This window comes from Stenotrophomonas sp. PvP093 (assembly GCF_017876915.1).
GTDB classification, from domain to species: Bacteria; Pseudomonadota; Gammaproteobacteria; order Xanthomonadales; family Xanthomonadaceae; genus Stenotrophomonas; species Stenotrophomonas muris.
The window spans coordinates 620105-640094 of sequence record NZ_JAGIOX010000004.1; the positions used below are offsets into that span (position 1 = coordinate 620105).

The following is a 19990-nucleotide window of genomic DNA, read 5'->3' on the forward strand; positions in this document are numbered from 1 at the left end:
TTGGTTCCCACGACGAACTGTCCTATCGATGCCGGTAGTTACCGATGGTCGCAGTCGTAGAATCGATTTGACCGAGGTCCGGGTTGAGCGGTTGAGCCCACCTCGTTCGCGTTGCAGCACATCGCCTGCCGATCCATTCCACGCGGCGGGCGGGTGCGCCAGACGTGCGCTGAAAGGTCTGTTCCCGGGGAGGGGGCGTATCGGAAGAGCACACTTTTTTGACTTCAGTGACCTGCACCAGGAAACAAGAATGAACGTCCGCGAACTCCTGCAATCCAAGAAAGAAGCTGTCATCACCATCGACGCCGAGGACACCATCGGTGCCGCCGCCCACAAGATGAGCGCGAACAGGATCGCTGCGCTGGTGGTGATGAAGGACGATGCCCCGGTCGGCATCATTTCCGAGAAGGACATCGTGCGTACCCTGGCCGACGACGGCCCGCAGGCCGGCCGCCGGGTGATCTCCAGCCTGCCGTCCACCGGCCTGGAAGGCATTGCGCCGGACGCGACGCTGAAGCAGGCCATGTCGTTGATGACGTACTCGCGGCGCCGTCATCTGATGGTGACCGACGGCAACCAGCTGGTCGGCATCCTCAGCCTGGGCGATATCGTGAAGAACCTGCTGGGCGAGCTGGAACTGGAAAAGGCCGTGCTTCAGGACATCTACATGGCCGCCCACTGAGGGCTGCAGCGCTGGAAGCAGGGAAGCCGGGCATTGCCCGGCTTCTTCGTTCACGGCTTCGGTGATATCAGAACGTGACCTTCACCGAGTCGGCGCTGTAGTTCGCCGGACCGTGATAGACCACTTCGATGTTGTTGCCGTCCGGGTCGAGCACGAAGGCGCCGTAGTAGCCCGGGTGGTAGGGGCGTTCGCCCGGCGCGCCGTTATCGGTGCCGCCGGCGGCGATCGCGGCGGTATGGAAGGCATCGACGGTGGCGCTGTCGCGGGCCTGGAAGGCCAGATGGTGCCGGCCGGTCAGCTGGCCGGCGGCGGCCTCGCTGCTGGCGCTGGAAATGAACAGCTCATCGGCCCAGAAGTAATCATCGCCTTCGCCGGCGATCGGGATGCCGATGGTGTCGAACACCGCCTGGTAGAAGCGGCGGCTGGCGGCCAGGTCACGCACCACCAGCTGCAGATGGTCGATCAGTCGGCCGCGGTGCAGTTCCATCGTTTCCATACGAACCTCGCAAAAAAGGGGACGGAGGGGATTAAGTCGCTTCCGGCCAATAGTGCCAGAAATGACTTAATCCCCTCCGTCCCCTTTTTGTCAGTTGGCGATGATTTCGACCCAGTAGCCGTCCGGGTCCTTGATGAAGGCCAGGTTCTTCATGCGGCCGTCGGTCAGGCGTTTCTGGAAGGTCACGCCGAGGTCCTCGAAGCGCTGGCAGGCGGCCTCGATGTCCGGCACCGACACGCAGATGTGGCCGAAGCCGCGCGGGTCGCTGTTGCCGTCGTGGTACACCGCACCGGCCTGGGTTTCGGTACCGTGGTTGTGGGTCAGTTCCAGCACGCCCGGCAGGCCGGCCATCCACAGGCGGCGCTGGCTGTCGTCTTCCGGCACCACTGCGCCGGCCGGCACGTAGGCCAGGAAGTACAGGCTGAACTGGGCGTCCGGGAAGTCGCGCTTGTCGATCAGCTGGTAACCCAGTACGCGGGTGTAGAAGTCCAGCGAGGCGGTGATGTCCTTCACCCGCAGCATGGTGTGGTTGAACACGAAGCCGCTGGTTTCGGCCGGGGCCTGGGCGGCGACGCCGGGGACATCGCGCAGGGCGGGAATGGTCATGGGGGAGGTCCTTCAGACGGGGCCGTTGCCGGCCGGATGGCGCCATTCTACCGGCCCGCACCTGACGGCACCGCGACGTACAATGGCCGGATCGCACCGTTCCGTCCTGATAACGATTGCCCGCCATGTCGCAGCGTGAATGGGTGGCCGCCGCCATCCGCAAGATCGAAGCCGATTTCAACCGTTCCGCCGATACCCATCTGATCCCGCTGGCGCTGCCCGGGTTCGAGGGCATCGACCTGTACCTGAAGGACGAGTCGAGCCATCCCACCGGCAGCCTCAAGCACCGGCTGGCGCGCTCGCTGTTCCTGTACGCGCTGGCCAACGGTTGGTTGCGCGAGGGCCGGCCAGTGATCGAGGCCTCCAGTGGCTCGACCGCCGTGTCCGAAGCCTATTTCGCGCGCCTGCTGGGCCTGCCGTTCATTGCGGTGATCCCGGCCACCACCTCGCCGGAAAAGATCGCGGCGATCGAGTTCCATGGGGGCCGCTGCCACCTGGTCGAGCGCGCCTGCGACCTCAACTGTGATTCGGAAAAGCTGGCCCGCGAAACCGGCGGCCACTTCATGGACCAGTTCACCTATGCCGAGCGGGCGACCGACTGGCGTGCCAACAACAACATCGCCGAATCCATCTTCAAGCAGATGGCCGAAGAGCCCAGCCCGGTTCCGGAATGGATCGTGTGCAGCCCGGGTACCGGCGGTACCGCCGCCACGCTGGGCCGTTATGTCAGCTACCGCCGGCATGACACCCGCATCCTGTGCGCGGACCCGGAAGTGTCGGTGTTCTTCGACGGCTACAAGGCTGCCGTGGCCGGTGAACAGGACTGGCGTGGACTGACCTGTAGCGGTGGCTCGCGCGTGGAAGGCATCGGCCGGCCACGGGTGGAGCCGAGTTTCATCCCGACCAGTGTCGATGCGATGGTGAAGGTGCCCGATGCGCTGAGCCTGGCCGCGATGCGCCATGTCAGCCGCCAGCTCGGCCGCCGTGTCGGTGGCTCCACCGGCACCAACTTCATCGGCGTGCTGCAGGCCGCGCAATGGATGCGTGAGGCGGGCCACCAAGGCAGCATCGTCAGCATCCTGTGCGACAGTGGCGAGCGCTATGCGCAGAGCTATTACGACCCGGCGTGGTATGGGCGACAGGGGATCGATGTCGACGGCGCCGATGCGCAGCTGGCGGCGGCGGTGGCCGGGCAGGGGTTGCCCGAACTGCCGTGGTGCAGCCTGGAAGCGTTGTAACGCGGCAACGCACGGCCGGCTGTGCATCGGCTGGGTAGCGTCGACTGTTGGTCCACTGCTCCACGTTCAGGTCGCCAGAATCCCGCGCTGCGCGTGAAAGTCGACCCACAGTCGACTCCACCCGGTCGCCGGGGCGTCTCAATACCCCGCTGCGGTGAACGCATCCAGCACCGCATCGCGCAGCGCATCAGGCAACGCCTCGATGTCCATCGCGCGGTCATCCAGGTGCAGGCTGGGGTCCAGGATGCTGGCGCGTCCCTGGGCCAATGCCTGCAGCCACAGCAGCAGGCAGATCACGAACTCGCGCTCGTGGCCCAGCTGCAACTGGCTGGCGCCGCGCTCGATCACCTCGAACGGGTACCACTCCTGGGCATCGTTGAACGTGCCGCCCTGCTGCAATACCGCCTGCAGCTGCTCCAAATGGCGGGGGGCGTCGTCGCCGGCATCGCACAGCGCGGCGATCCAGGCCAGTTCTGCCGGGCTGGCGGACAGCGCCAGCGAGCGCGCCGGTGAGATGGATGCCACTGCAGCCAGACCTTCCATGTAGGGCCTCGTTCGGTAAGTACCGCTGCGGACTCCCCCGCAGCCAGAGCTTCGGTGCGCGGCCGTCAGGCCGACGTGAACGCCGGCGCATGCCCCCTTGTCAGCCGCGCCTGTCAGCGCCATATCTGGGAAGCTGCCCGCCCGCCGGGCCCGTTCCCTGGAGATCTGCCGTGACCGTTGCCAACCCCCTGCTCGATTTTTCCGGACTGCCGCGCTTTGACGCGATCCGCCCCGAGCACGTCGCGCCGGCGCTGGATGTGCTGCTGGCCGAGGCCGAAGCTGCCGTCAGCGCAGCCGAGCGGGTGCAGCCGGTGCGTTGGGACACCTTCGCCACCCCGCTGGATGACGCCACCGAGCGCCTGTGGCGTGCCTGGGGCCTGGTCGGTCACCTGCAGGGGGTGGTCAACACCCCGGAACTGCGTGAGGCCTACAACGGCAACCTGCCGCGGGTGACCCGTTTCGCCAGCGCGCTGGGCCAGAACCTGGCGCTGTATCGCCAGTACCAGGCACTGGCGGCCAGCCCGGAGGCGGCGCATTTCAATGAAGCCCAGCGCAAGGTGCTGGGCAACACGCTGCGTGACTTCCGCCTGGGCGGTGCCGAGCTGGCACCTGAGGCGCAGCAGCGCTTTGCGGCGATCAAGGAGGAACTGTCGGCGCTGTCGGCGAAGTTCTCGCAGAACGTGCTCGACGCCACCGATGCATGGTCGCTGTACATCGAGGACGAAGCGCGACTGCTGGGCCTGCCGGAAGACGTGAAGGCTGCCGCGCGCGCTGCGGCAGAGAAGGACGGCAGGACCGGCTGGAAACTGACCCTGCAGATGCCGTGCTACCTGCCGGTGCAGACCTGGGCTGAAGACCGCGACCTGCGCGAGATCCTGTACCGTGCCAGCGCGCAGCGTGCATCGGAGTTCGGCGATGACGCGCTGGACAACAGTGGCAACATCGACCGTATCCTTGCCCTGCGCGCCGAACTGGCCGCGTTGCTCGGCTTCGATTCGTACGGCCATTACTCGGTGGCGACCAAGATGGCGCAGGATCCGGCCGAAGTGCTGGGTTTCCTGCGTGACCTTGCCGCGCGAGCCAAGCCGTTCGCGGCCAAGGACCGCGCCGAGCTGGAGCAGTTCGCACGCGAGCAGCTGGGCATCGATGCCCTGCAGGCCTGGGACCTGGCGTTCGCCGCCGACCGCCTGAAGCAGGCGCGTTACAGCTATTCCGAGCAGGAAGTGAAGCAGTATTTCACCGAACCGAAGGTACTGGGCGGCCTGTTCTCGGTGATCGAGCAGCTGTATGGCCTGCATGTGCAGGAAGACAGCGCACCGGTGTGGCACGAAGACGTGCGCTTCTTCCGCCTGGTCGATGCGCAGGGCGCGCTGGTCGGCCAGTTCTACCTGGACCTGTACGCACGCGAGGGCAAGCGCGGCGGTGCGTGGATGGACGATTGCCGCAACCGTCGCGTGCGTGGCGACGGCAGCGTGCAGACGCCACTGGTCTACCTGGTGTGCAACTTTGGCCGGGGCGCCAACGGCAGGCCGGCGACCTTCAGCCACAATGAAGTGACCACGCTGTTCCATGAGATGGGCCACGGCCTGCACCAGCTGCTGACCCGCATCGGCGAACTGGGCGTGGCCGGCATCAACGGCGTGGAATGGGACGCGGTGGAGCTGCCCAGCCAGTTCATGGAGAACTTCTGCTGGGAATGGGACCATCTGCAGGGCATGACCGCGCACGTGGACAGTGGCGAGCCGCTGCCGCGCGCGCTGTACGAGCGCATGCTGGCGGCGCGCAATTTCCATAGCGGCATGGCCACGGTGCGCCAGCTGGAGTTCGGCCTGTTCGACATGCTGCTGCACAGCCAGTTCGAACCGGCGCAGGACAGCGTGCTGGCGCTGCTGGACCGCGTGCGCGCGGAAGTGGCGGTGAACCACCCGCCGGTCTGGAACCGCTTCCCGCACCAGTTCAGCCATATCTTCGCCGGTGGTTACGCCGCGGGTTACTACAGCTACAAGTGGGCCGAAGTGCTCAGCGCCGATGCCTACGCCGCGTTCGAGGAAGCGCCGCAGGCACTGGCTGAAACCGGTGCACGCTTCCGCGATGAAATCCTATCGCGTGGTGGCAGCCGCCCGGCGGCGGAGAACTTCAAGGCCTTCCGCGGCCGCGCGCCGCAGATCGACGCGCTGCTGCGGCACTCGGGCATGGCGTAAGCGAAAAAAAGGGGACGGAGGGGATTAAGTCGTTTGTGCACAAACGACTTAATCCCCTCCGTCCCCTTTTTCTATTCGGCGTAGATCATCTTCCGGGTCATGCCGCCGTCGACGATGAAGTCCTGGCCGGTGCTGAAGCCGGACAGCGACGACAGCAGGTACACCGCCAGCGCGCCGATGTCCTCGGGGCGGCCGACCCGGCCGACCGGGTGCTGTGCCTGGTCGATGGCCGAGTACTCCGGTGCGTGTCGCCGCGAGGGGGCCTGCCAGGCCGTGGTGCCGATCCAGCCCGGACTGATGCTGTTGACCCGCACCGTTGGGCCGGCACTGATCGCCAGCGCATGGGTGAACGCCACCAGCCCGCCTTTGGCCGCAGCATAGGCCTCGCTGTGCGCTTCGGATTGCCAGGCGCGGGTCGAGGCGATGTTGATGATTGCGCCGGCGGCGCTGGCCGTCAGCGCCGGTAGTGCGTGCTTGCTGCACAGGAAGGCACCGTGCAGCGAGGACAGGCGGCGCTGCCACTCGTCCCAGTCCATGTCCTGCAGCTGCGTGCCATGCGGTCCGGCGATGCCCGCGTTGTTGACCAGCCCGTCGATACGGCTGAAACGCCGCAGGGCCACGGCGATGAAGTCGCGCACGCTGGCTTCGTCGGTGATGTCCAGGCGCTGGAATGCGGCCTCGCCACTACGCTGCCATTCCGCCAGGCACGCCTCGCCGGCCTCCACGTCCAGGTCGCCGATCAGCACGCGTCCGCCGGCACCGAGCACGGCCTGTGCGATGCCACGGCCGATGCCGTTGGCGCCGCCGGTGACCAGCACCACCTTGCCCGACAGCGGCGCGGCCGGCCATGCGGCAATCGGCGGCACCGTGCTCACGTCAGGTCTTCGCCACGCAGGCGGCGATGCCAGCCGTCCACGCCGATGCGGTCCAGGGTCTGGATGTTACGCTCGACGATCACGTCCGGGTCCGGATAGACATCCACTGCGCGCGCCACGCTGTCTTCGCGCAGCAGGTGCAGGGTGGGGAAGGGCGCGCGATTGGTGTAGTTGCTGGCGTCGTCCGCTGCCACGCCGTCGAACTGGTAGTCCGGGTGGAAGCTGGCCACCTGCAGGATGCCCTGCAGGTCCAGTGCCTCGATCGCGGCGTCGGCGTTGTCGAGGAAATCGTTGTAGTCGAGGAAATCGGTCAGCACCTGCGGATGCACGATCAGCGTCGTGTCGATCTGCTCGGCCGGCGTGTCGCGCAGCAGCACCAGCTCCTCGGCCAGCTGTTCAACCAGCGCTTCTGTCGTGGTCGCATCGCTGAGCACGATGCGGACCTGATCCTTCACGTATACCGCCTTGGCGAACGGGCACAGGTTCAGGCCGATGACGATGCGCTCCAGCCACAGGCGGGTGGCAGCGATCGGGTCATCGGTGGGCAGGGGGGAATCGGTCATGGCGGGCACGTCGGCTGGCGGGGCCGCCATTGTAGGCGCGTCGTTGGCAACGCGCCGTCGTGCCTGCCGCTGGCAGCGCCGGGGCATGCCCGGCGGATGCCTCAGTCGCGGAAGTTGTTGAACTGCAGCGGCAGCTCGAACTTGCCGGCCTTGAGCACGGCGATGGCGTCCTGCAGGTCGTCGCGCTTCTTGCCCTGCACGCGCAGCTTGTCGCCGTTGATCTGGCTTTCCACCTTCAGCTTGGCATCCTTCAGCGCCGCCGCGATCTTCTTGGCGATCTTCTGCTCGATGCCCTGCTTGACGGTGATCTTCTGCCGGGCCTGGGCCAGGTTGGTCTCGATGTCGCCGAACTCCAGGCTGAGCACGTCGATGCCGCGTGCGGCCAGGCGAGCACGCAGGATGTCGTTCATCTGCTTGAGCTGGAATTCGGTCGGCGCGGTCTGGTTGATGACATCGCCGTCGCGCTCGAACTTTGCGTCCACGCCCTTGAAGTCGAAGCGGGTGGCCAGTTCGCGGTTGGCCTGGTCGATGGCGTTGGTCAGCTCGTGGGTGTCGACTTCGGACACGACGTCGAAGGAAGGCATGGGCGGTGCTCCGCAGGTTTCAGTGGCGATCATTCTATCGCGAGGGCCCGCATGCCCGCCCTTTGTAGCGCCGAGCCCACGCTCGGCGGCTTTGTGAAGGGCAGCCGAGCGTGGGCTCGGCTCTACAGAAAGCGACGACCGGGCGATAATGGGCCATGAACGTGCAACGCTCCCCTTCGCGTGCGGTGGCCTGGATGGTCGCTGCGGTCGCCTGTTTCTCGCTGATGGACGCTGGCATGAAGCAGCTGTCGGCCAGCTATCCGACCCTGGAAGTGACCTTCCTGCGCGGCGCGGCCTCGTTGCCGTTCGTGCTGGTCTGGGTGTTGGCCAGCGCCGGCCCGCGCTCGCTGGTGCCGCGTCGCTGGGGCCTGCACCTGCTGCGTGGCGCGCTGGGCATGGCGATGATCGGCTGCTTCGTGTTCGCCCTGCGCGACCTGCCGCTGTCCACCGCCTACACCATCTATTTCGTCGCCCCGCTGCTGATCGCCGCCTTGTCGGTACCGCTGCTGGGCGAGCGGGTCGGGCCACGGCGCTGGGTCGCCATCGGCATCGGCCTGGTCGGCGTGCTGGTGGTGCTGCGGCCGGGCGTGGACGGTTTCATCTCGGTGCCCGGCCTGATGGTGCTGGCTGCGGCCACCGCCTATGCCGTGGCGGCGATCACGGTCAGCCTGCTGACCCGCACCGATACCTCGCAGTCGATGGTGGTCTGGTTCCTGGTGATCATGGCCATCGGTGCCGGCCTGCTGTCCCTTCCCGGCTGGGTGCCGCTGCAGCTGGCGCATGCGCCGCTGATCGCCGGCATGGGCCTGGCCGGGGCGCTGGGCCAGATCGCCCTGACCAAGGCGTTCCAGCTGGGCGAGGCCTCGATGATCGCGCCGCTGGAGTACAGCGGGCTGGTCTGGGTGATCGGCTGGGACCTGGCCTTCTGGGGCCAGCTGCCTGATGGCTATACCTGGGTGGGCGCCGCGATCATCGTGGCTTCGGGACTGTACCTGCTGCATCGTGAGCGCCTGAACCGGGTGCAGCCACCGAAGCCGCTGGACCATCCCTGAGCCGGTTGGGCCTGGGAATGGGGTCAGAGCCCCTGCGGGGATCCGACCCCGGGGTCGGATCCCCGCAGGGGCTCTGACCCCAGCCAACACCTCGGCGCGGGCGGCTTAGAACCAAAAGGAATAACATTCTGGCCCATGGCGCGGGCGCGCGACCGCCTGCGCTGGTAGGCTGCACGCCCCCTTCCGTCACCCAGCCGGTGAGCCACGCCCGTGATCGAGTTCCAGCGCCTGCACAAATCCTATGCCGTTGCCGGCCGCGAAGTCAGCGCGCTGCAACCGCTGGACCTGACCATCGAGGCCGGTGAGGTATTCGGCATCATCGGCCATTCCGGCGCCGGCAAGTCGACCCTGATCCGCATGATCAACCGCCTGGAAGAACCCAGCGGTGGCCGGCTGCTGATCGGTGGCGAGGATGTCACCGCACTGGATGCGGACGGCCTGCGCACGCTGCGCCGGCGCATCGGCATGATCTTCCAGCACTTCAACCTGCTGTCGTCGCGCACGGTGGCTGGCAATGTCGCCTTCCCGCTGGAGCTGGCCGGCACGCCGCAGGCGGAGATCGACGCGCGCGTGGCCGAGCTGCTGCAGACCGTGGGCCTGGAAGCGCATGCGCAGAAGTATCCGGCGCAGCTGTCCGGCGGCCAGAAGCAGCGTGTCGGCATCGCCCGTGCGCTGGCGACCCGCCCGCAGATCCTGCTGTGCGACGAGGCCACCAGCGCGCTGGATCCGCAGACCACCGCCTCGGTGCTGTCGCTGTTGTCGAAGATCAACCGCGAGCTGGGCCTGACCATCGTGCTGATCACCCACGAGATGGACGTGATCCGCCGTGTCTGCGACCGCGTGGCCGTGCTCGATGCTGGCCAGATGGTCGAGACCGGACCGGTTACCCGGGTGTTCCTGCATCCGCAGCACCCGACCACGCGGCGGTTCGTCAGCGAATCGGAGCACGTGGACGAAGGGGCGTTGCACCGCGATTTCGACGTGGTCGGCGGGCGCATCGTGCGCCTGACCTTCCTCGGCGGCGACACCTACGAACCCCTGCTGGGCAGCGTCGCGCGCCAGACCGGGGTCGACTACAACATCCTGTCCGGCCGTATCGACCGGATCAAGGACACCCCCTATGGCCAGCTGGTGGTCGCCCTGGTGGGCGGTGACCAGTCCGCCGCGCAGGCGGCCTTCGTGGCTGCCGGCGTGCATGTCGAGGAGCTGCGTCGATGATCATCGCCACTGCCGGCGGTTTCTTCCGTCACCTGGATGCGGGCAAGTGGGCCGACATCGGCCAGGCCACCATCGACACCCTGCTGATGCTGCTCGGTTCGCTGCCGCTGACCCTGGCCATCGGCCTGCCGCTGGGCGTGCTGCTGTACCTGTTCGGGGCGCCGCAGATGAAGCGCCGGCCGTTTGCCTATGGCGTGCTGGCTCTGGTGGTGAACCTGCTGCGCTCGGTGCCTTTCATCATCCTGATGATCGTGCTGATCCCGGTCACGCTGTTCCTGATGGGTACCTCGCTGGGCGTGCGCGGCGCGATCGTGCCGCTGGTGATCGGCGCGGCGCCGTTCTACGCGCGCCTTGTCGAGACCGCGCTGCGCGAAGTGGATCGTGGCGTGATCGAGGCGACCCAGGCGATGGGCGCCACCACCTGGCAGCTGGTCACCCGGGTGCTGCTGCCGGAAGCACGACCGGGGCTGATCGCCGGGGCGACGGTCACCACCGTGGCCCTGATCGGCTTCACCGCGATGGGCGGTGCGATCGGTTCCGGTGGCCTCGGCGACCTGGCGTTCCGCGATGGTTACCAGCGTTCGCACACCGACGTGGCGCTGGTCACCGTGGTCCTGTTGCTGATCCTGGTGCAGCTGCTGCAGATGCTCGGCGACCGCCTGGTCGCGCATTACAGCCGCAAGTAACAGAATGCCGGGCGGCAGCCGGCCAGCGGCCGGCTCTACCCGATTGCCGGGAAAAAAACGGTAGTGCCGGCCGCTGGCCGGCAATTCCAGGTGCGGTCAACGCGCGTTCGGTACTTCGTAGCCCAGCTTGCCGACCTGTTCCGGATGCTGAGGCACGCGCTTGAGCTTGTCGGTGTTCACGCCGTACTCGTCGCGCAGGCGCTCGGCCAGCTCCTTGTACAGGGCTTTGTCCATGTCCGGCTTGCGCGCGAAGATCCAGGCCATTTCGCGGCCCGGATAACCGATCAGTGCCCATGAATAGTCCGGGGCCACTTCCAGTACCCGCGAATGGGTCGGCACCACGCGATAGAACCAGGTTCGCCAGCCATGGTTGCCGCTGTCCGGATCGACGCTGGCACGTGCGCGAATTTCCTGCAGTGGTTCGCCGAAGCCATCACGGTAGCGGTAGGTGATGGCGACCTTGTGCTCGTCGCGCAGCTCGTACTCGTTGACGCTGGCGACATGCCCGCGTTCGATGAAGTTCGGCACGCGGCCGATCACATACCAGGTGCCCATGAAGCGCTTCAGGTCGATCGGCGCCCCCGGGTCGGCCGCGTCGGTGGCGCTGGCGCGGGGCGACGGCGGCTCACTGGCGGCCATGGCAGGACCTGCCAGGGACAGAGCCAGCAGCACGGCGCAGAACGGGCGGATCGAAGTCATGCGGGAGCGGGCTCCAGTGGGCTTGCACGCGCATGGTCGACTGTGTGCACGCGATCCGTCAATGGTGTCGCATCCTGTGAGAAGGGGCTTGCCCAAGCTGTGTTGCATTGTCTACCGGAGAAGCCCCCATGAACGCTCGTTCCGTCCGTCGCCCTGCAACTGAACGCGTCATCGAACGCGCCGACCCGCGCCTGCTGCGCGGCGTGCGGCAGCTGGCCCTGGCTGGGCTGGCGCTGGTACTGGTCTGGCCGGCGGCGCGTGGCAGCAGCGCATGGCTGGGCTGGCTGCCGATGTGGCTGGTGGGCATGCCGCTCGCGGCCTGGTGGGCGCTGCTGCGCTTTCCGCTGCCGCACCCGTCATGGCGATGGCGGGCGCGGCGTACCGGTGGACAGGCGCGCCGTCGGCCGGCTTCCGCCGCACGCGGCCGGCGCGGTCCGGCGGCCACGGCCTGACCTTCGACACGGGGGAGGCCGCGACATTCCGTGCTAGCGTTCCCCGGCTTATGACTGCCTGGAGCTGCAATGTCACGACTCGCTTCCGCCTGCCTGCTGGCCGGCATGATGACCGCTGCCTCGGTGGGGACCGCCGTGGCCGCTGAAGACACCGATCGCTACGCTTGGCTGGAGGACGTCACCGGCGACAAGCCACTGTCCTGGGTCAAGGAACAGAATGCCAGGTCCGAGGCGCGCCTGGCGCAGGCCCCGGCCTTCAAGCAGATGGAGACCAGCATCCGCGAGGTGCTCGACTCCGACGCCAAGATTCCCGGCGTGCAGAAGATCGGTGACTACTACTACAACTTCTGGAAGGACCAGCAGCACGAGCGCGGCCTGTGGCGCCGCACCACCCTGGCCGAGTACCGCAAGGCCTCGCCGCAGTGGGAGACCGTGCTCGACCTGGATGCACTGAACAAGGCCGAGGGCGAGAACTGGGTCTGGCACGGCGCCGACTGCCTGCGCCCGGATTACAGCCGCTGCCTGATCGCGCTGTCGCGCGGCGGCGCCGACGCCGACGTCACCCGTGAGTTCGACCTGGCCAACAAGACCTGGATCAAGGACGGCTTCTTCCGTCCGGAGTCGAAGGGCGGCCTCAACTGGGTCGATCGCGACACCGTGTTCGTCTACACCGACTTCGGTGCCGGCTCGATGACCACCTCCGGCTACCCGCGCGTGGCCAAGCTGTGGAAGCGCGGCACGCCGATGTCCTCGGCCACCGTGGTGTACGAAGGCAAGCCGGAGGACATGTACATCGCGGCGATGCACGATGACACCCCGGGCTTCGAACGCAACCTGGTCAGCCGCACCCTGGCGTTCTACAACAACGAGCTCTACCTGCGTGGCGACGACGGCACGCTGACCAAGATCGACGCGCCGAACTCGGCCGAGAAGGGTTTGCACAAGCAGTGGCTGACCCTGGAACTGCGCGATCCGTGGACCGTGGGCGGCAAGACCTACGCGTCCGGTTCGCTGCTGGCGACGAAGCTGGACGACTTCCTGGCCGGCAAGCGCGACTTCGACGTGCTGTTCACCCCGACCGCGACCACCTCGCTGGCCAGTGCCAGCTGGACCAAGAGCCACCTGGTGCTGAATGTGCTGGACGACGTCAAGAACCGCCTGTCGGTGCTGACCCCGGGCGCCGACGGCTGGCAGACCAGCCGCTTCGTCGGCGCCCCGGCCTTCGGCACGCTGGGCGTGGCTGCGGTGGACAGCAATGACAGCGACGCGGTGTGGCTGACCGCCACCGATTACCTGACGCCGACCACGCTGGCCCTGGCCGAGATCGGCCAGGCACCGGAAACGCTGAAGACCATGCCGGCCTTCTTCGATGCCAAGGGCAAGGTGATCGAGCAGCACTTCGCCACCAGCAAGGACGGCACCCGCGTGCCGTATTTCGTGGTGCACGACAGGGCGATGAAGCTCGATGGCTCCAACCCGACCCTGCTGTATGGCTACGGTGGTTTCGAGATCTCGCTGACCCCGAGCTATTCCGGTGGCATGGGCCGCGCCTGGCTGGAGAAGGGCGGCGTGTACGTGGTCGCCAACATCCGCGGCGGCGGCGAGTACGGCCCGCGCTGGCACCAGGCGGCGCTGAAGCAGAACCGTCACAAGGCCTATGAAGACATGGCCGCGGTGGCGCGGGACCTGGTCAAGCGCAAGATCACCAGCGCCAAGCACCTGGGCGTGCAGGGCGGCAGCAACGGTGGCCTGCTGACCGGCAACATGCTGACCCAGTACCCGGAGCTGTTCGGTGCGGTGGTGGTGCAGGTGCCGCTGCTGGACATGAAGCGCTACAGCCACCTGTTGGCCGGCGCCTCGTGGATGGCCGAGTACGGCAACCCGGATACCAGCGACTGGGAATTCATCAAGACCTTCTCGCCGTACCACCTGTTCAACGCGAAGAAGAACTACCCGCCGGTGCTGTTCACGACCTCCACCCGCGATGACCGCGTGCACCCGGGCCACGCCCGCAAGATGGCGGCGAAGATGATCGACGCCGGCAAGGACGTGACCTACTACGAGAACATCGAAGGGGGCCATGGCGGCGCAGCCAACAATGCACAGGCCGCGCATATGTCCGCGCTGGCCTACAGCTTCCTGTGGGAGCGGTTGGGCGGCAAGTAAGCAGAACGGAAAACGCCGCCCCAGGGCGGCGTTTTTCTTTGCCGGTAGTGCCGGCCGCTGGCCGGCAACCGCATCATTCAGGCATTCCCGGGTTGCTGGCCAGCGGCCGGCACAACCCTCAACGTGATCCCTGCCAACGCTTCAACCCGCGCGCGATCCGCGCCACCGCCTCCTGCAACCGCGGTACCTGCTGGGTATACGCCAGCCGCACATGCTGGTTGGCGCGATGGAAGCCGAAATCCAGGCCCGGGGTGAACGCCACGTGCTCGGTTTCCAGGAAGTGCGCGCAGAACGCCTGCGCGTCGTCGGTGAACGCGCTGACATCGGCGTACAGGTAGAACGCGCCCTGCGGCTCGACTTCAATGCGGAAGCCGAGCTCACGCAACGCGGGCAGCAGGAAGTCGCGGCGTTGGCGGAACGCTTCACGGCGCTGTTCGAAGATCGCCATTGATTCCTCGCTGAAGCAGGCGAGCGCGGCGTGCTGGGCGATGCTGGAGGCGCTGATGTACAGGTTCTGCGCCAGCTTTTCCAGGTCCGGTACCGCTGCAGGCGGTGCCACCAGCCAGCCCAGCCGCCAGCCGGTCATGCCGAAGTACTTGGAAAAACTGTTCAGCACGAACGCGCTGTCGTCCACCTGCAGCACGCTGGGCGCATCCAGGCCGTAGGTCAGGCCGTGGTAGATCTCGTCCACCACCAAGTGGCCGCCCCGCGCGTGCAGGGCCTGCGACAGTGCCGCCAGTTCGTCGGCGGACAGCACGGTGCCGGTCGGATTGGCCGGTGAGGCGACCAGCGCGCCGACGCTGTCGTCATTCCAGTGCTGTTCCACCAGCAAAGGGGTCAGCTGGTAGGCGGTGTCCGGGCCGACCGGCACCAGCTGCGCGCCGCCCTCGACGAGGCGCAGGAAGTGGCGGTTGCAGGGGTAGCCGGGGTCGGCCAGCAGCCAGTGGCGGCCGGGATCGACCAGCAGGCTGCTGGCCAGCAGCAGCGCACCGGACCCACCCGGGGTGACCAGGATGCGTTCGGGATCGACATCCAGCCCATAGTGGCTGCGGTAGAAACCGCTGATCGCCTGGCGCAGCGCCGGCAGGCCGCGCGCGGCGGTGTAGCGGGTGTGGCCGGCGGCCAGTGCGGCCTGGCCGGCACGCACGACGGGTTCGGCGGTAGTGAAGTCCGGTTCGCCGATTTCCAGGTGGATCACATCGTGGCCTGCCTGTTCCAGCGCCTGCGCGCGGGCCAGCAGGGACATCACGTGGAACGGAGCGATTTCATGGCTGCGCCGGCTGTAGCCCGGCGTGTGGGGCGGGGTGCTCATGTGCCCATGGTACGCCGGCCGGCGCAACCCATGACGTTCCGCAGGGTTGCCGCATTGCCGAGATTGGGGTCAGATCCCTTTTCGGGAAAAGGGATCTGACCCCGTCGAAGACCATTGCATTGATGCGCCAGGAGCCTTATCTCATGAAGTCCACTCTCTGCCTGTTGCTCGCCAGCCTGATGACCACGACTGCTACCGCCGCCACGCCGCCCGTTCCGCCGGATGCCGCCAAGCATCCGCACGTGGTCAAGGCGCCGTTCGGCGCGACCCGCAACGATGACTATTACTGGCTGCGCGACGACAAGCGCGAGAACAAGGACATGCTGGCCTACCTGCAGGCCGAGAATGCCTACGCCGACCAGCTGCTGGCACCGCTGAAGCCACTGGAAGACACCCTGTACAAGGAGATCGTCGGCCGCATCAAGCAGGACGATTCCAGCGTGCCGGCGCGCGAGCGCGGCTACTGGTACTACAGCCGCTTCGAGACCGGCCAGGATTACCCCATCCACGCGCGCCGCAAGGGCAGCATGGAGGCGGCCGAGGAAATCCTGCTGGACGTCAACGCAATGGCCGCCGGCAAGGGCTACTTCAGCGTCGGCTCGATGGAAGTCAGCCAGGACAACCAGCTGCTGGCCTGGGCCGACGATGACGTCGGCCGCCGCCAGTACACGATCCGCTTCAAGGACCTGGCCACCGGCACGGTGCTGCCCGATGTGATCACCGGCAGCTCCGGCGACCTGGTCTGGGCCGACGACAACCGCACCGTGCTGTATGTCGAGAATGATCCGGAAACGCTGCTGACCGTGCGCGTGAAGAAGCACGTGCTGGGCACCCCGGCCAGCGCCGACACCGTCGTCTACGAAGAGAAGGACGACAGTTTCTACATGGGCATCGGCCGCACCCGCGACGATCGCTTCATCACCATCGGCGTGCACAGCACCGTGTCCTCGGAAGAGCGCTACGCGCCGGCCAGCGACCCGACCACCTTCACCGTGCTGGCGCCGCGCCAGCGCGATGTCGAGTACGACGCCGACCACCATGACGGCCGCTGGGTGATCCGCACCAATGATGGTGCCAAGAACTTCAAGCTGGTCACCGCACCGACCGATGCCACCTCGCGCGCGCAATGGAAGGATTGGATCGCGCATGACGATGCGGTCTTCATCGAAGGCTTCGAACTGTTCGACACGTACACTGCCATCGCCGAACGGTCCGAGGGCCTGGAGCGCATCCGCCTGCTGTTCAAGGACGGGCGCAGCGACTACGTGAAGGCCGACGAGCCGGCCTATTCGATGGGCCTGGGCGATAACACCGAGGCCGATACGCCGTGGCTGCGCTACGTCTACACCTCGATGACCACCCCGACCACCGTGTTCGAGCTGAACACCGCCACCGGCGAGCGTCGCCAGCTGAAGGTGCAGCCGGTGATCGGCTATGACGCGTCGAAGTATGAAACCGACCGCGTCTGGATCACCGCGCGCGATGGCGTGAAGGTGCCGGTGTCGCTGGTCTACCGCAAGGGCTACCAGAAGGACGGCAAGGGCGCGCTGTTCCAGTACGCCTACGGCAGCTACGGCATGTCGATGGATCCGTACTTCAACCAGACCGCGGTCAGCCTGCTTGATCGTGGCGTGGTGTATGCCATCGCCCACATCCGTGGCGGCCAGGAGATGGGACGCGACTGGTACGAGAACGGCAAGCTGCTGCACAAGCAGAACACCTTCAACGACTTCATCGACGTCACCCGTGGCCTGGTAGCACAGGGCTGGGCGGCGAAGGATCGCGTGGCCGCGTCCGGTGGCAGCGCCGGCGGCCTGCTGATGGGCGCGGTGGCCAACCAGGCGCCGCAGGATTACCGGGTGATGGTGGCGCAGGTGCCGTTCGTCGACGTGGTCACCACCATGCTCGACCCGACCATTCCGTTGACCACCAACGAATACGACGAGTGGGGCAACCCGGAGCAGAAGCCGTATTACGACTACATGCTGTCCTACTCGCCCTATGACAACGTGAAGCAGCAGGCGTACCCGGCGCTGTACGTGGGTACCGGCCTGTGGGATTCGCAGGTGCAGTACTGGGAGCCCGCCAAATGGGTGGCCAGGCTGCGTGATGACAACACCGGCCACTACCCGATCCTGTTCCGCACCAACATGGAAGCTGGCCACGGCGGCAAGTCGGGGCGCTTCCAGCGCTACCGCGAACTGTCCGAGTCGTACGCGTTCGTGCTGCAGCAGCTGGGCATCGCCCAGCCGTAACGGCGAAGGGGCGCCGGGCGCTGCCTGGCACCCCGAACCGGTATCCTTGCGGCCATGAGCCTGCCCGAGCCATCTGCACCCCGCGATAGCGCCACGCCGCCGCGCGTGGTGCGTTTCCGCTGGGCATGGTGGCTGCTGGCGTACGTCAGCCTGGGCACCGGCATCGTCGGCATCTTCGTTCCGGGGCTGCCGACCACCGTATTCATCCTGATCTCGGCCTGGGCCGCCTCGCGCGGTTCGGAGCGCCTGCATACCTGGCTGCTGCAGCATCCGCGTTTCGGCCCGGCCATCGCCAACTGGCAGGCACACGGGGCGGTTAGCCGCTACGGCAAGTGGATGGCCACGATCACCATGGCGGTATGCGCCGGCATCATGCTGTGGTGCGTGCCGATCGCCTGGGTGAAGTGGTTCTCGATCGGCAGCATGACCGTGGTCGCAATCTGGCTGTGGACGCGGCCGCTGCCACCACCGCCCGCGGATTGAGCGCCGGCGGTAGTGCCGGCCGCTGGCCGGCAACCCGATTCCCTGCACCAACCGCTCAGCCGCCAATGGCTATACTCGGGGCATGAAGATCCCCCATCGAAACGCCATCCTGATTCCGCTGGCAGCGGCCTCGCTGCTGCTCCTCGCCGCCTGCGGCAACAAGGGACCGCTGGTACTGCCGCAGAAGCCGGTGCCGGTGGAAGAAACCGTCGAACCCGCTGCCGAGCCCGCCACCGAGGCGACCGCGCCGCAGACCCAGGGCAGCGGCACCCCGGCCACGACCGTGGAGCCGGCCGCACCGGCCACCCAGCCGGCGCCCACGCCCGCGAAGAAGGCGGGCAGCGGGAATGAGTAAGGCCGGTTCCAGGGCCCTGCGTTTCAGCAAGATGCATGGCGCGGGCAATGATTTCGTAGTGATCGACCTGCGTGACGGCACCGCGCCGCCCACGCCCGAGCTGGCCGCGCGCCTGGCCGACCGCCACACCGGCGTTGGCTGCGACCAGATCCTGACCATCGAGGCACCGCGTGCGGACGGTTCGGTGGCCTCGTACCGCATCTGGAATGCCGACGGCTCCAATTCCGAGCAGTGCGGCAACGGCGCGCGCTGCATCGCCGCCTGGCTGGTGCGCGAGGGCAGTGCGCAGGGCGATGCATTCGTCATCGACAGCCCGCTGGCCAGCCATGAAGTGAAGGTGCTGGGCGAAGGGCAGTTTGCGGTGACGATGGGCGTGCCCGCCTTCGAGCCGGCCAACGTGCCGCTGATGGGCTTTGCGCACGCGCGCGAGGAATACCTGCTGCCGCTGCAGGGCGAGAGCGTACGCTTCGCCGCGGTGTCGATGGGCAACCCGCATGCGGTGATCGAAGTGGGCCTGGTCGATGCTGCACCGGTCGAGCGCGTCGGTGCGCTGCTGCAGCAGCATGCGTCGTTCCCGCGCTCGGTGAACGTGGGCTTCGCCCAGGTGATGAGCCCGGCCCACGCCCGCCTGCGCGTGTTCGAGCGCGGTGTCGGCGAGACGCTGGCCTGCGGCAGTGGTGCCTGTGCCGCCGCGGTGACCCTGATGCAGCGCGGCCGCCTGCAGCGCGATGCCCGCATCAGCCTGCCCGGTGGCGACCTGCGCATCCAGTGGCCGGGCGATGGCCAGCCGGTGGTGATGGCGGGCCCGACCGCATTCGTCTTCGAAGGGGAGTGGATCGCATGACCGAAACCGTCGACAAGCTCGGGGCCCATGAAGTCGCTGCCTGGTTGCGGCGTCATCCCGGCTTCCTCAAGCAGTTCCCGGACCTGGCCCTGACCCTGGTGGTGCCGCGTGACGACGGCCCGACCGCGTCGCTGGCCAGCTACCAGCTGGAAGTGCTGCGCGAGAAGAACCGCGAGCTGGCACGACGGTTGGCCGATCTGGGCGCGACCGCCCAGGTCAATGAGCGGCTGGCGGTGCGCACGCACCAGCTGACCCTGGCGCTGATGAAGCAGGACAACGCGGCTGACACCCTGCGCGCGATGGCCGCCTCGCTGCAGGAAGACTTCGCCGGCGACCTGGTGCGGCTGGTGGTGCACACGCCAGTGGCCGGGCTGGAACAGGCCGACTGGCTGCAGGTGATTGCCGCGGATGATCCGCAGCTGGGCCCGTTCCGCGATTGCCTGAACGATGGCGAGCCGATCTGCGGCCGCCTGCAGCCGGAAAAGAATGCCGTGCTGTACGGCGTGCGCAGCGAGGAAGTGCAGACCACCGCGCTGCTGCCGCTACCGGGCGTGGGCCTGATCGCGGTCGGCAGCCACGACCCGAACCGCTTCTACCCGGGCATGGGGACGTTGTTCCTGCGCATGATGGGTGACGCGCTGGTCACTGGCCTGAAGCGCTTCCCGGGCTGAGCAGGTTGC

The 19990-nt window shown here is 67.1% G+C and carries 21 protein-coding genes; 13 read left to right on the forward strand and 8 right to left on the reverse strand.

The window, feature by feature from the left end; translation table 11 throughout:
- Positions 1-250: 250 nt before the first annotated feature.
- Positions 251-682, forward strand: coding sequence for a CBS domain-containing protein (locus J3A72_RS05575; RefSeq protein WP_014648481.1), 432 nt, complete (start codon positions 251-253; stop codon positions 680-682).
- 67 nt (positions 683-749) lie between these two features.
- Here J3A72_RS05575 and J3A72_RS05580 read toward each other — a convergent pair whose 3' ends face one another.
- Together J3A72_RS05580 and gloA are read right to left on the reverse strand one after the other, a co-directional pair.
- The gene (locus J3A72_RS05580; RefSeq protein WP_032961230.1) at positions 750-1178 is read right to left on the reverse strand and encodes a VOC family protein; all 429 of its coding nucleotides are present in this window, start codon (positions 1176-1178) and stop codon (positions 750-752) included.
- Positions 1179-1268: 90 nt separating this feature from the next.
- On the reverse strand, positions 1269-1784 hold the full coding sequence (gloA, locus tag J3A72_RS05585) for a lactoylglutathione lyase (protein ID WP_014648479.1): 516 nt from the start codon (positions 1782-1784) through the stop codon (positions 1269-1271).
- A gap of 125 nt (positions 1785-1909) precedes the next feature.
- Here gloA and J3A72_RS05590 point away from each other — a divergent pair, with 125 nt between their 5' ends.
- Entirely contained in the window at positions 1910-3022 is a 1113-nt protein-coding gene (locus J3A72_RS05590) for a PLP-dependent cysteine synthase family protein (RefSeq protein WP_014038552.1), read from the forward strand.
- Between the two features lie 138 nt (positions 3023-3160).
- Here the strand turns inward: J3A72_RS05590 and J3A72_RS05595 are convergent, their stop codons facing one another.
- On the reverse strand, positions 3161-3565 hold the full coding sequence (locus J3A72_RS05595; RefSeq protein ID WP_053495317.1) for a hypothetical protein: 405 nt from the start codon (positions 3563-3565) through the stop codon (positions 3161-3163).
- 170 nt (positions 3566-3735) lie between these two features.
- Here J3A72_RS05595 and J3A72_RS05600 point away from each other — a divergent pair, with 170 nt between their 5' ends.
- Positions 3736-5766: a M3 family metallopeptidase gene (locus J3A72_RS05600; RefSeq protein ID WP_140222878.1), complete on the forward strand. Its 2031-nt coding sequence runs from the start codon at positions 3736-3738 to the stop codon at positions 5764-5766.
- Between the two features lie 71 nt (positions 5767-5837).
- On the opposite strand, the gene J3A72_RS05605 is transcribed toward J3A72_RS05600, so the two are convergent.
- The 3 genes from J3A72_RS05605 to J3A72_RS05615 all read right to left on the reverse strand — a co-directional run bounded on the left by J3A72_RS05605 (position 5838) and on the right by J3A72_RS05615 (position 7788).
- Complete coding sequence (locus J3A72_RS05605) at positions 5838-6641, reverse strand: SDR family oxidoreductase (protein WP_032961223.1); 804 nt, start codon at positions 6639-6641, stop codon at positions 5838-5840.
- On the reverse strand, positions 6638-7204 hold the full coding sequence (locus tag J3A72_RS05610) for a DUF1415 domain-containing protein (RefSeq protein ID WP_032961282.1): 567 nt from the start codon (positions 7202-7204) through the stop codon (positions 6638-6640). The genes J3A72_RS05605 and J3A72_RS05610 overlap by 4 nt, the downstream gene beginning before the upstream one ends.
- Before the next feature lie 101 nt (positions 7205-7305).
- Positions 7306-7788: a YajQ family cyclic di-GMP-binding protein gene (locus J3A72_RS05615; RefSeq protein ID WP_006471121.1), complete on the reverse strand. Its 483-nt coding sequence runs from the start codon at positions 7786-7788 to the stop codon at positions 7306-7308.
- Between the two features lie 155 nt (positions 7789-7943).
- Here J3A72_RS05615 and J3A72_RS05620 point away from each other — a divergent pair, with 155 nt between their 5' ends.
- The 3 genes from J3A72_RS05620 (at position 7944) to J3A72_RS05630 (ending at position 10744) form a co-directional block, all read left to right on the forward strand.
- A complete protein-coding gene (locus J3A72_RS05620; RefSeq protein WP_014648474.1) occupies positions 7944-8840 on the forward strand; it encodes a DMT family transporter in 897 nt (298 codons plus the stop codon).
- 210 nt (positions 8841-9050) lie between these two features.
- On the forward strand, positions 9051-10058 hold the full coding sequence (locus J3A72_RS05625) for a methionine ABC transporter ATP-binding protein (RefSeq protein ID WP_014648473.1): 1008 nt from the start codon (positions 9051-9053) through the stop codon (positions 10056-10058).
- Positions 10055-10744 carry a methionine ABC transporter permease gene (locus tag J3A72_RS05630; protein ID WP_010481370.1) on the forward strand — a complete coding sequence of 230 codons (690 nt, stop codon included), beginning with the start codon at positions 10055-10057 and terminating at the stop codon, positions 10742-10744. The genes J3A72_RS05625 and J3A72_RS05630 overlap by 4 nt, the downstream gene beginning before the upstream one ends.
- A 96-nt stretch (positions 10745-10840) precedes the next feature.
- On the opposite strand, the gene J3A72_RS05635 is transcribed toward J3A72_RS05630, so the two are convergent.
- Positions 10841-11443: a lipocalin family protein gene (locus J3A72_RS05635; RefSeq protein WP_014648471.1), complete on the reverse strand. Its 603-nt coding sequence runs from the start codon at positions 11441-11443 to the stop codon at positions 10841-10843.
- A gap of 128 nt (positions 11444-11571) precedes the next feature.
- Between J3A72_RS05635 and J3A72_RS05640 the strand changes: the two genes are divergently transcribed.
- A complete protein-coding gene (locus J3A72_RS05640) occupies positions 11572-11895 on the forward strand; it encodes a hypothetical protein (protein WP_049439992.1) in 324 nt (107 codons plus the stop codon).
- 69 nt (positions 11896-11964) lie between these two features.
- Positions 11965-14061, forward strand: coding sequence for a prolyl oligopeptidase family serine peptidase (locus J3A72_RS05645; RefSeq protein ID WP_053495424.1), 2097 nt, complete (start codon positions 11965-11967; stop codon positions 14059-14061).
- Positions 14062-14179: 118 nt separating this feature from the next.
- On the opposite strand, the gene J3A72_RS05650 is transcribed toward J3A72_RS05645, so the two are convergent.
- Positions 14180-15373: a pyridoxal phosphate-dependent aminotransferase gene (locus J3A72_RS05650; RefSeq protein WP_075076664.1), complete on the reverse strand. Its 1194-nt coding sequence runs from the start codon at positions 15371-15373 to the stop codon at positions 14180-14182.
- A 143-nt stretch (positions 15374-15516) separates the two neighbouring features.
- Between J3A72_RS05650 and J3A72_RS05655 the strand changes: the two genes are divergently transcribed.
- The 5 genes from J3A72_RS05655 to J3A72_RS05675 all read left to right on the forward strand — a co-directional run bounded on the left by J3A72_RS05655 (position 15517) and on the right by J3A72_RS05675 (position 19981).
- Complete coding sequence (locus J3A72_RS05655) at positions 15517-17628, forward strand: S9 family peptidase (RefSeq protein WP_014648467.1); 2112 nt, start codon at positions 15517-15519, stop codon at positions 17626-17628.
- 54 nt (positions 17629-17682) lie between these two features.
- Positions 17683-18111: a YbaN family protein gene (locus J3A72_RS05660; protein ID WP_075076663.1), complete on the forward strand. Its 429-nt coding sequence runs from the start codon at positions 17683-17685 to the stop codon at positions 18109-18111.
- An 82-nt stretch (positions 18112-18193) separates the two neighbouring features.
- Positions 18194-18466 (forward strand): lipoprotein, encoded by a 273-nt coding sequence (locus J3A72_RS05665; protein ID WP_014648465.1) that lies wholly within the window; start codon positions 18194-18196, stop codon positions 18464-18466.
- Entirely contained in the window at positions 18459-19310 is an 852-nt protein-coding gene (dapF, locus tag J3A72_RS05670) for a diaminopimelate epimerase (RefSeq protein WP_032961204.1), read from the forward strand. Before J3A72_RS05665 ends, dapF begins: the two co-directional genes overlap by 8 nt.
- Complete coding sequence (locus J3A72_RS05675) at positions 19307-19981, forward strand: DUF484 family protein (RefSeq protein WP_014648463.1); 675 nt, start codon at positions 19307-19309, stop codon at positions 19979-19981. Before dapF ends, J3A72_RS05675 begins: the two co-directional genes overlap by 4 nt.
- Positions 19982-19990 lie beyond the last annotated feature (9 nt).

Excerpts from the sequence above, each read along its gene's own strand:
- J3A72_RS05575 (WP_014648481.1), top strand. The coding sequence starts at position 251 with ATGAACGTCCGCGAACTCCTGCAATCCAAGAAAGAAGCTGTCATCACC.
- J3A72_RS05580 (WP_032961230.1), bottom strand. The coding sequence starts at position 1,178 with ATGGAAACGATGGAACTGCACCGCGGCCGACTGATCGACCATCTGCAG.
- gloA (WP_014648479.1), bottom strand. The coding sequence starts at position 1,784 with ATGACCATTCCCGCCCTGCGCGATGTCCCCGGCGTCGCCGCCCAGGCC.
- J3A72_RS05590 (WP_014038552.1), top strand. The coding sequence starts at position 1,910 with ATGTCGCAGCGTGAATGGGTGGCCGCCGCCATCCGCAAGATCGAAGCC.
- J3A72_RS05595 (WP_053495317.1), bottom strand. The coding sequence starts at position 3,565 with ATGGAAGGTCTGGCTGCAGTGGCATCCATCTCACCGGCGCGCTCGCTG.
- J3A72_RS05610 (WP_032961282.1), bottom strand. The coding sequence starts at position 7,204 with ATGACCGATTCCCCCCTGCCCACCGATGACCCGATCGCTGCCACCCGC.
- J3A72_RS05615 (WP_006471121.1), bottom strand. The coding sequence starts at position 7,788 with ATGCCTTCCTTCGACGTCGTGTCCGAAGTCGACACCCACGAGCTGACC.
- J3A72_RS05620 (WP_014648474.1), top strand. The coding sequence starts at position 7,944 with ATGAACGTGCAACGCTCCCCTTCGCGTGCGGTGGCCTGGATGGTCGCT.
- J3A72_RS05630 (WP_010481370.1), top strand. The coding sequence starts at position 10,055 with ATGATCATCGCCACTGCCGGCGGTTTCTTCCGTCACCTGGATGCGGGC.
- J3A72_RS05635 (WP_014648471.1), bottom strand. The coding sequence starts at position 11,443 with ATGACTTCGATCCGCCCGTTCTGCGCCGTGCTGCTGGCTCTGTCCCTG.
- J3A72_RS05640 (WP_049439992.1), top strand. The coding sequence starts at position 11,572 with ATGAACGCTCGTTCCGTCCGTCGCCCTGCAACTGAACGCGTCATCGAA.
- J3A72_RS05645 (WP_053495424.1), top strand. The coding sequence starts at position 11,965 with ATGTCACGACTCGCTTCCGCCTGCCTGCTGGCCGGCATGATGACCGCT.
- J3A72_RS05650 (WP_075076664.1), bottom strand. The coding sequence starts at position 15,373 with ATGAGCACCCCGCCCCACACGCCGGGCTACAGCCGGCGCAGCCATGAA.
- J3A72_RS05655 (WP_014648467.1), top strand. The coding sequence starts at position 15,517 with ATGAAGTCCACTCTCTGCCTGTTGCTCGCCAGCCTGATGACCACGACT.
- J3A72_RS05660 (WP_075076663.1), top strand. The coding sequence starts at position 17,683 with ATGAGCCTGCCCGAGCCATCTGCACCCCGCGATAGCGCCACGCCGCCG.
- J3A72_RS05665 (WP_014648465.1), top strand. The coding sequence starts at position 18,194 with ATGAAGATCCCCCATCGAAACGCCATCCTGATTCCGCTGGCAGCGGCC.
- dapF (WP_032961204.1), top strand. The coding sequence starts at position 18,459 with ATGAGTAAGGCCGGTTCCAGGGCCCTGCGTTTCAGCAAGATGCATGGC.
- J3A72_RS05675 (WP_014648463.1), top strand. The coding sequence starts at position 19,307 with ATGACCGAAACCGTCGACAAGCTCGGGGCCCATGAAGTCGCTGCCTGG.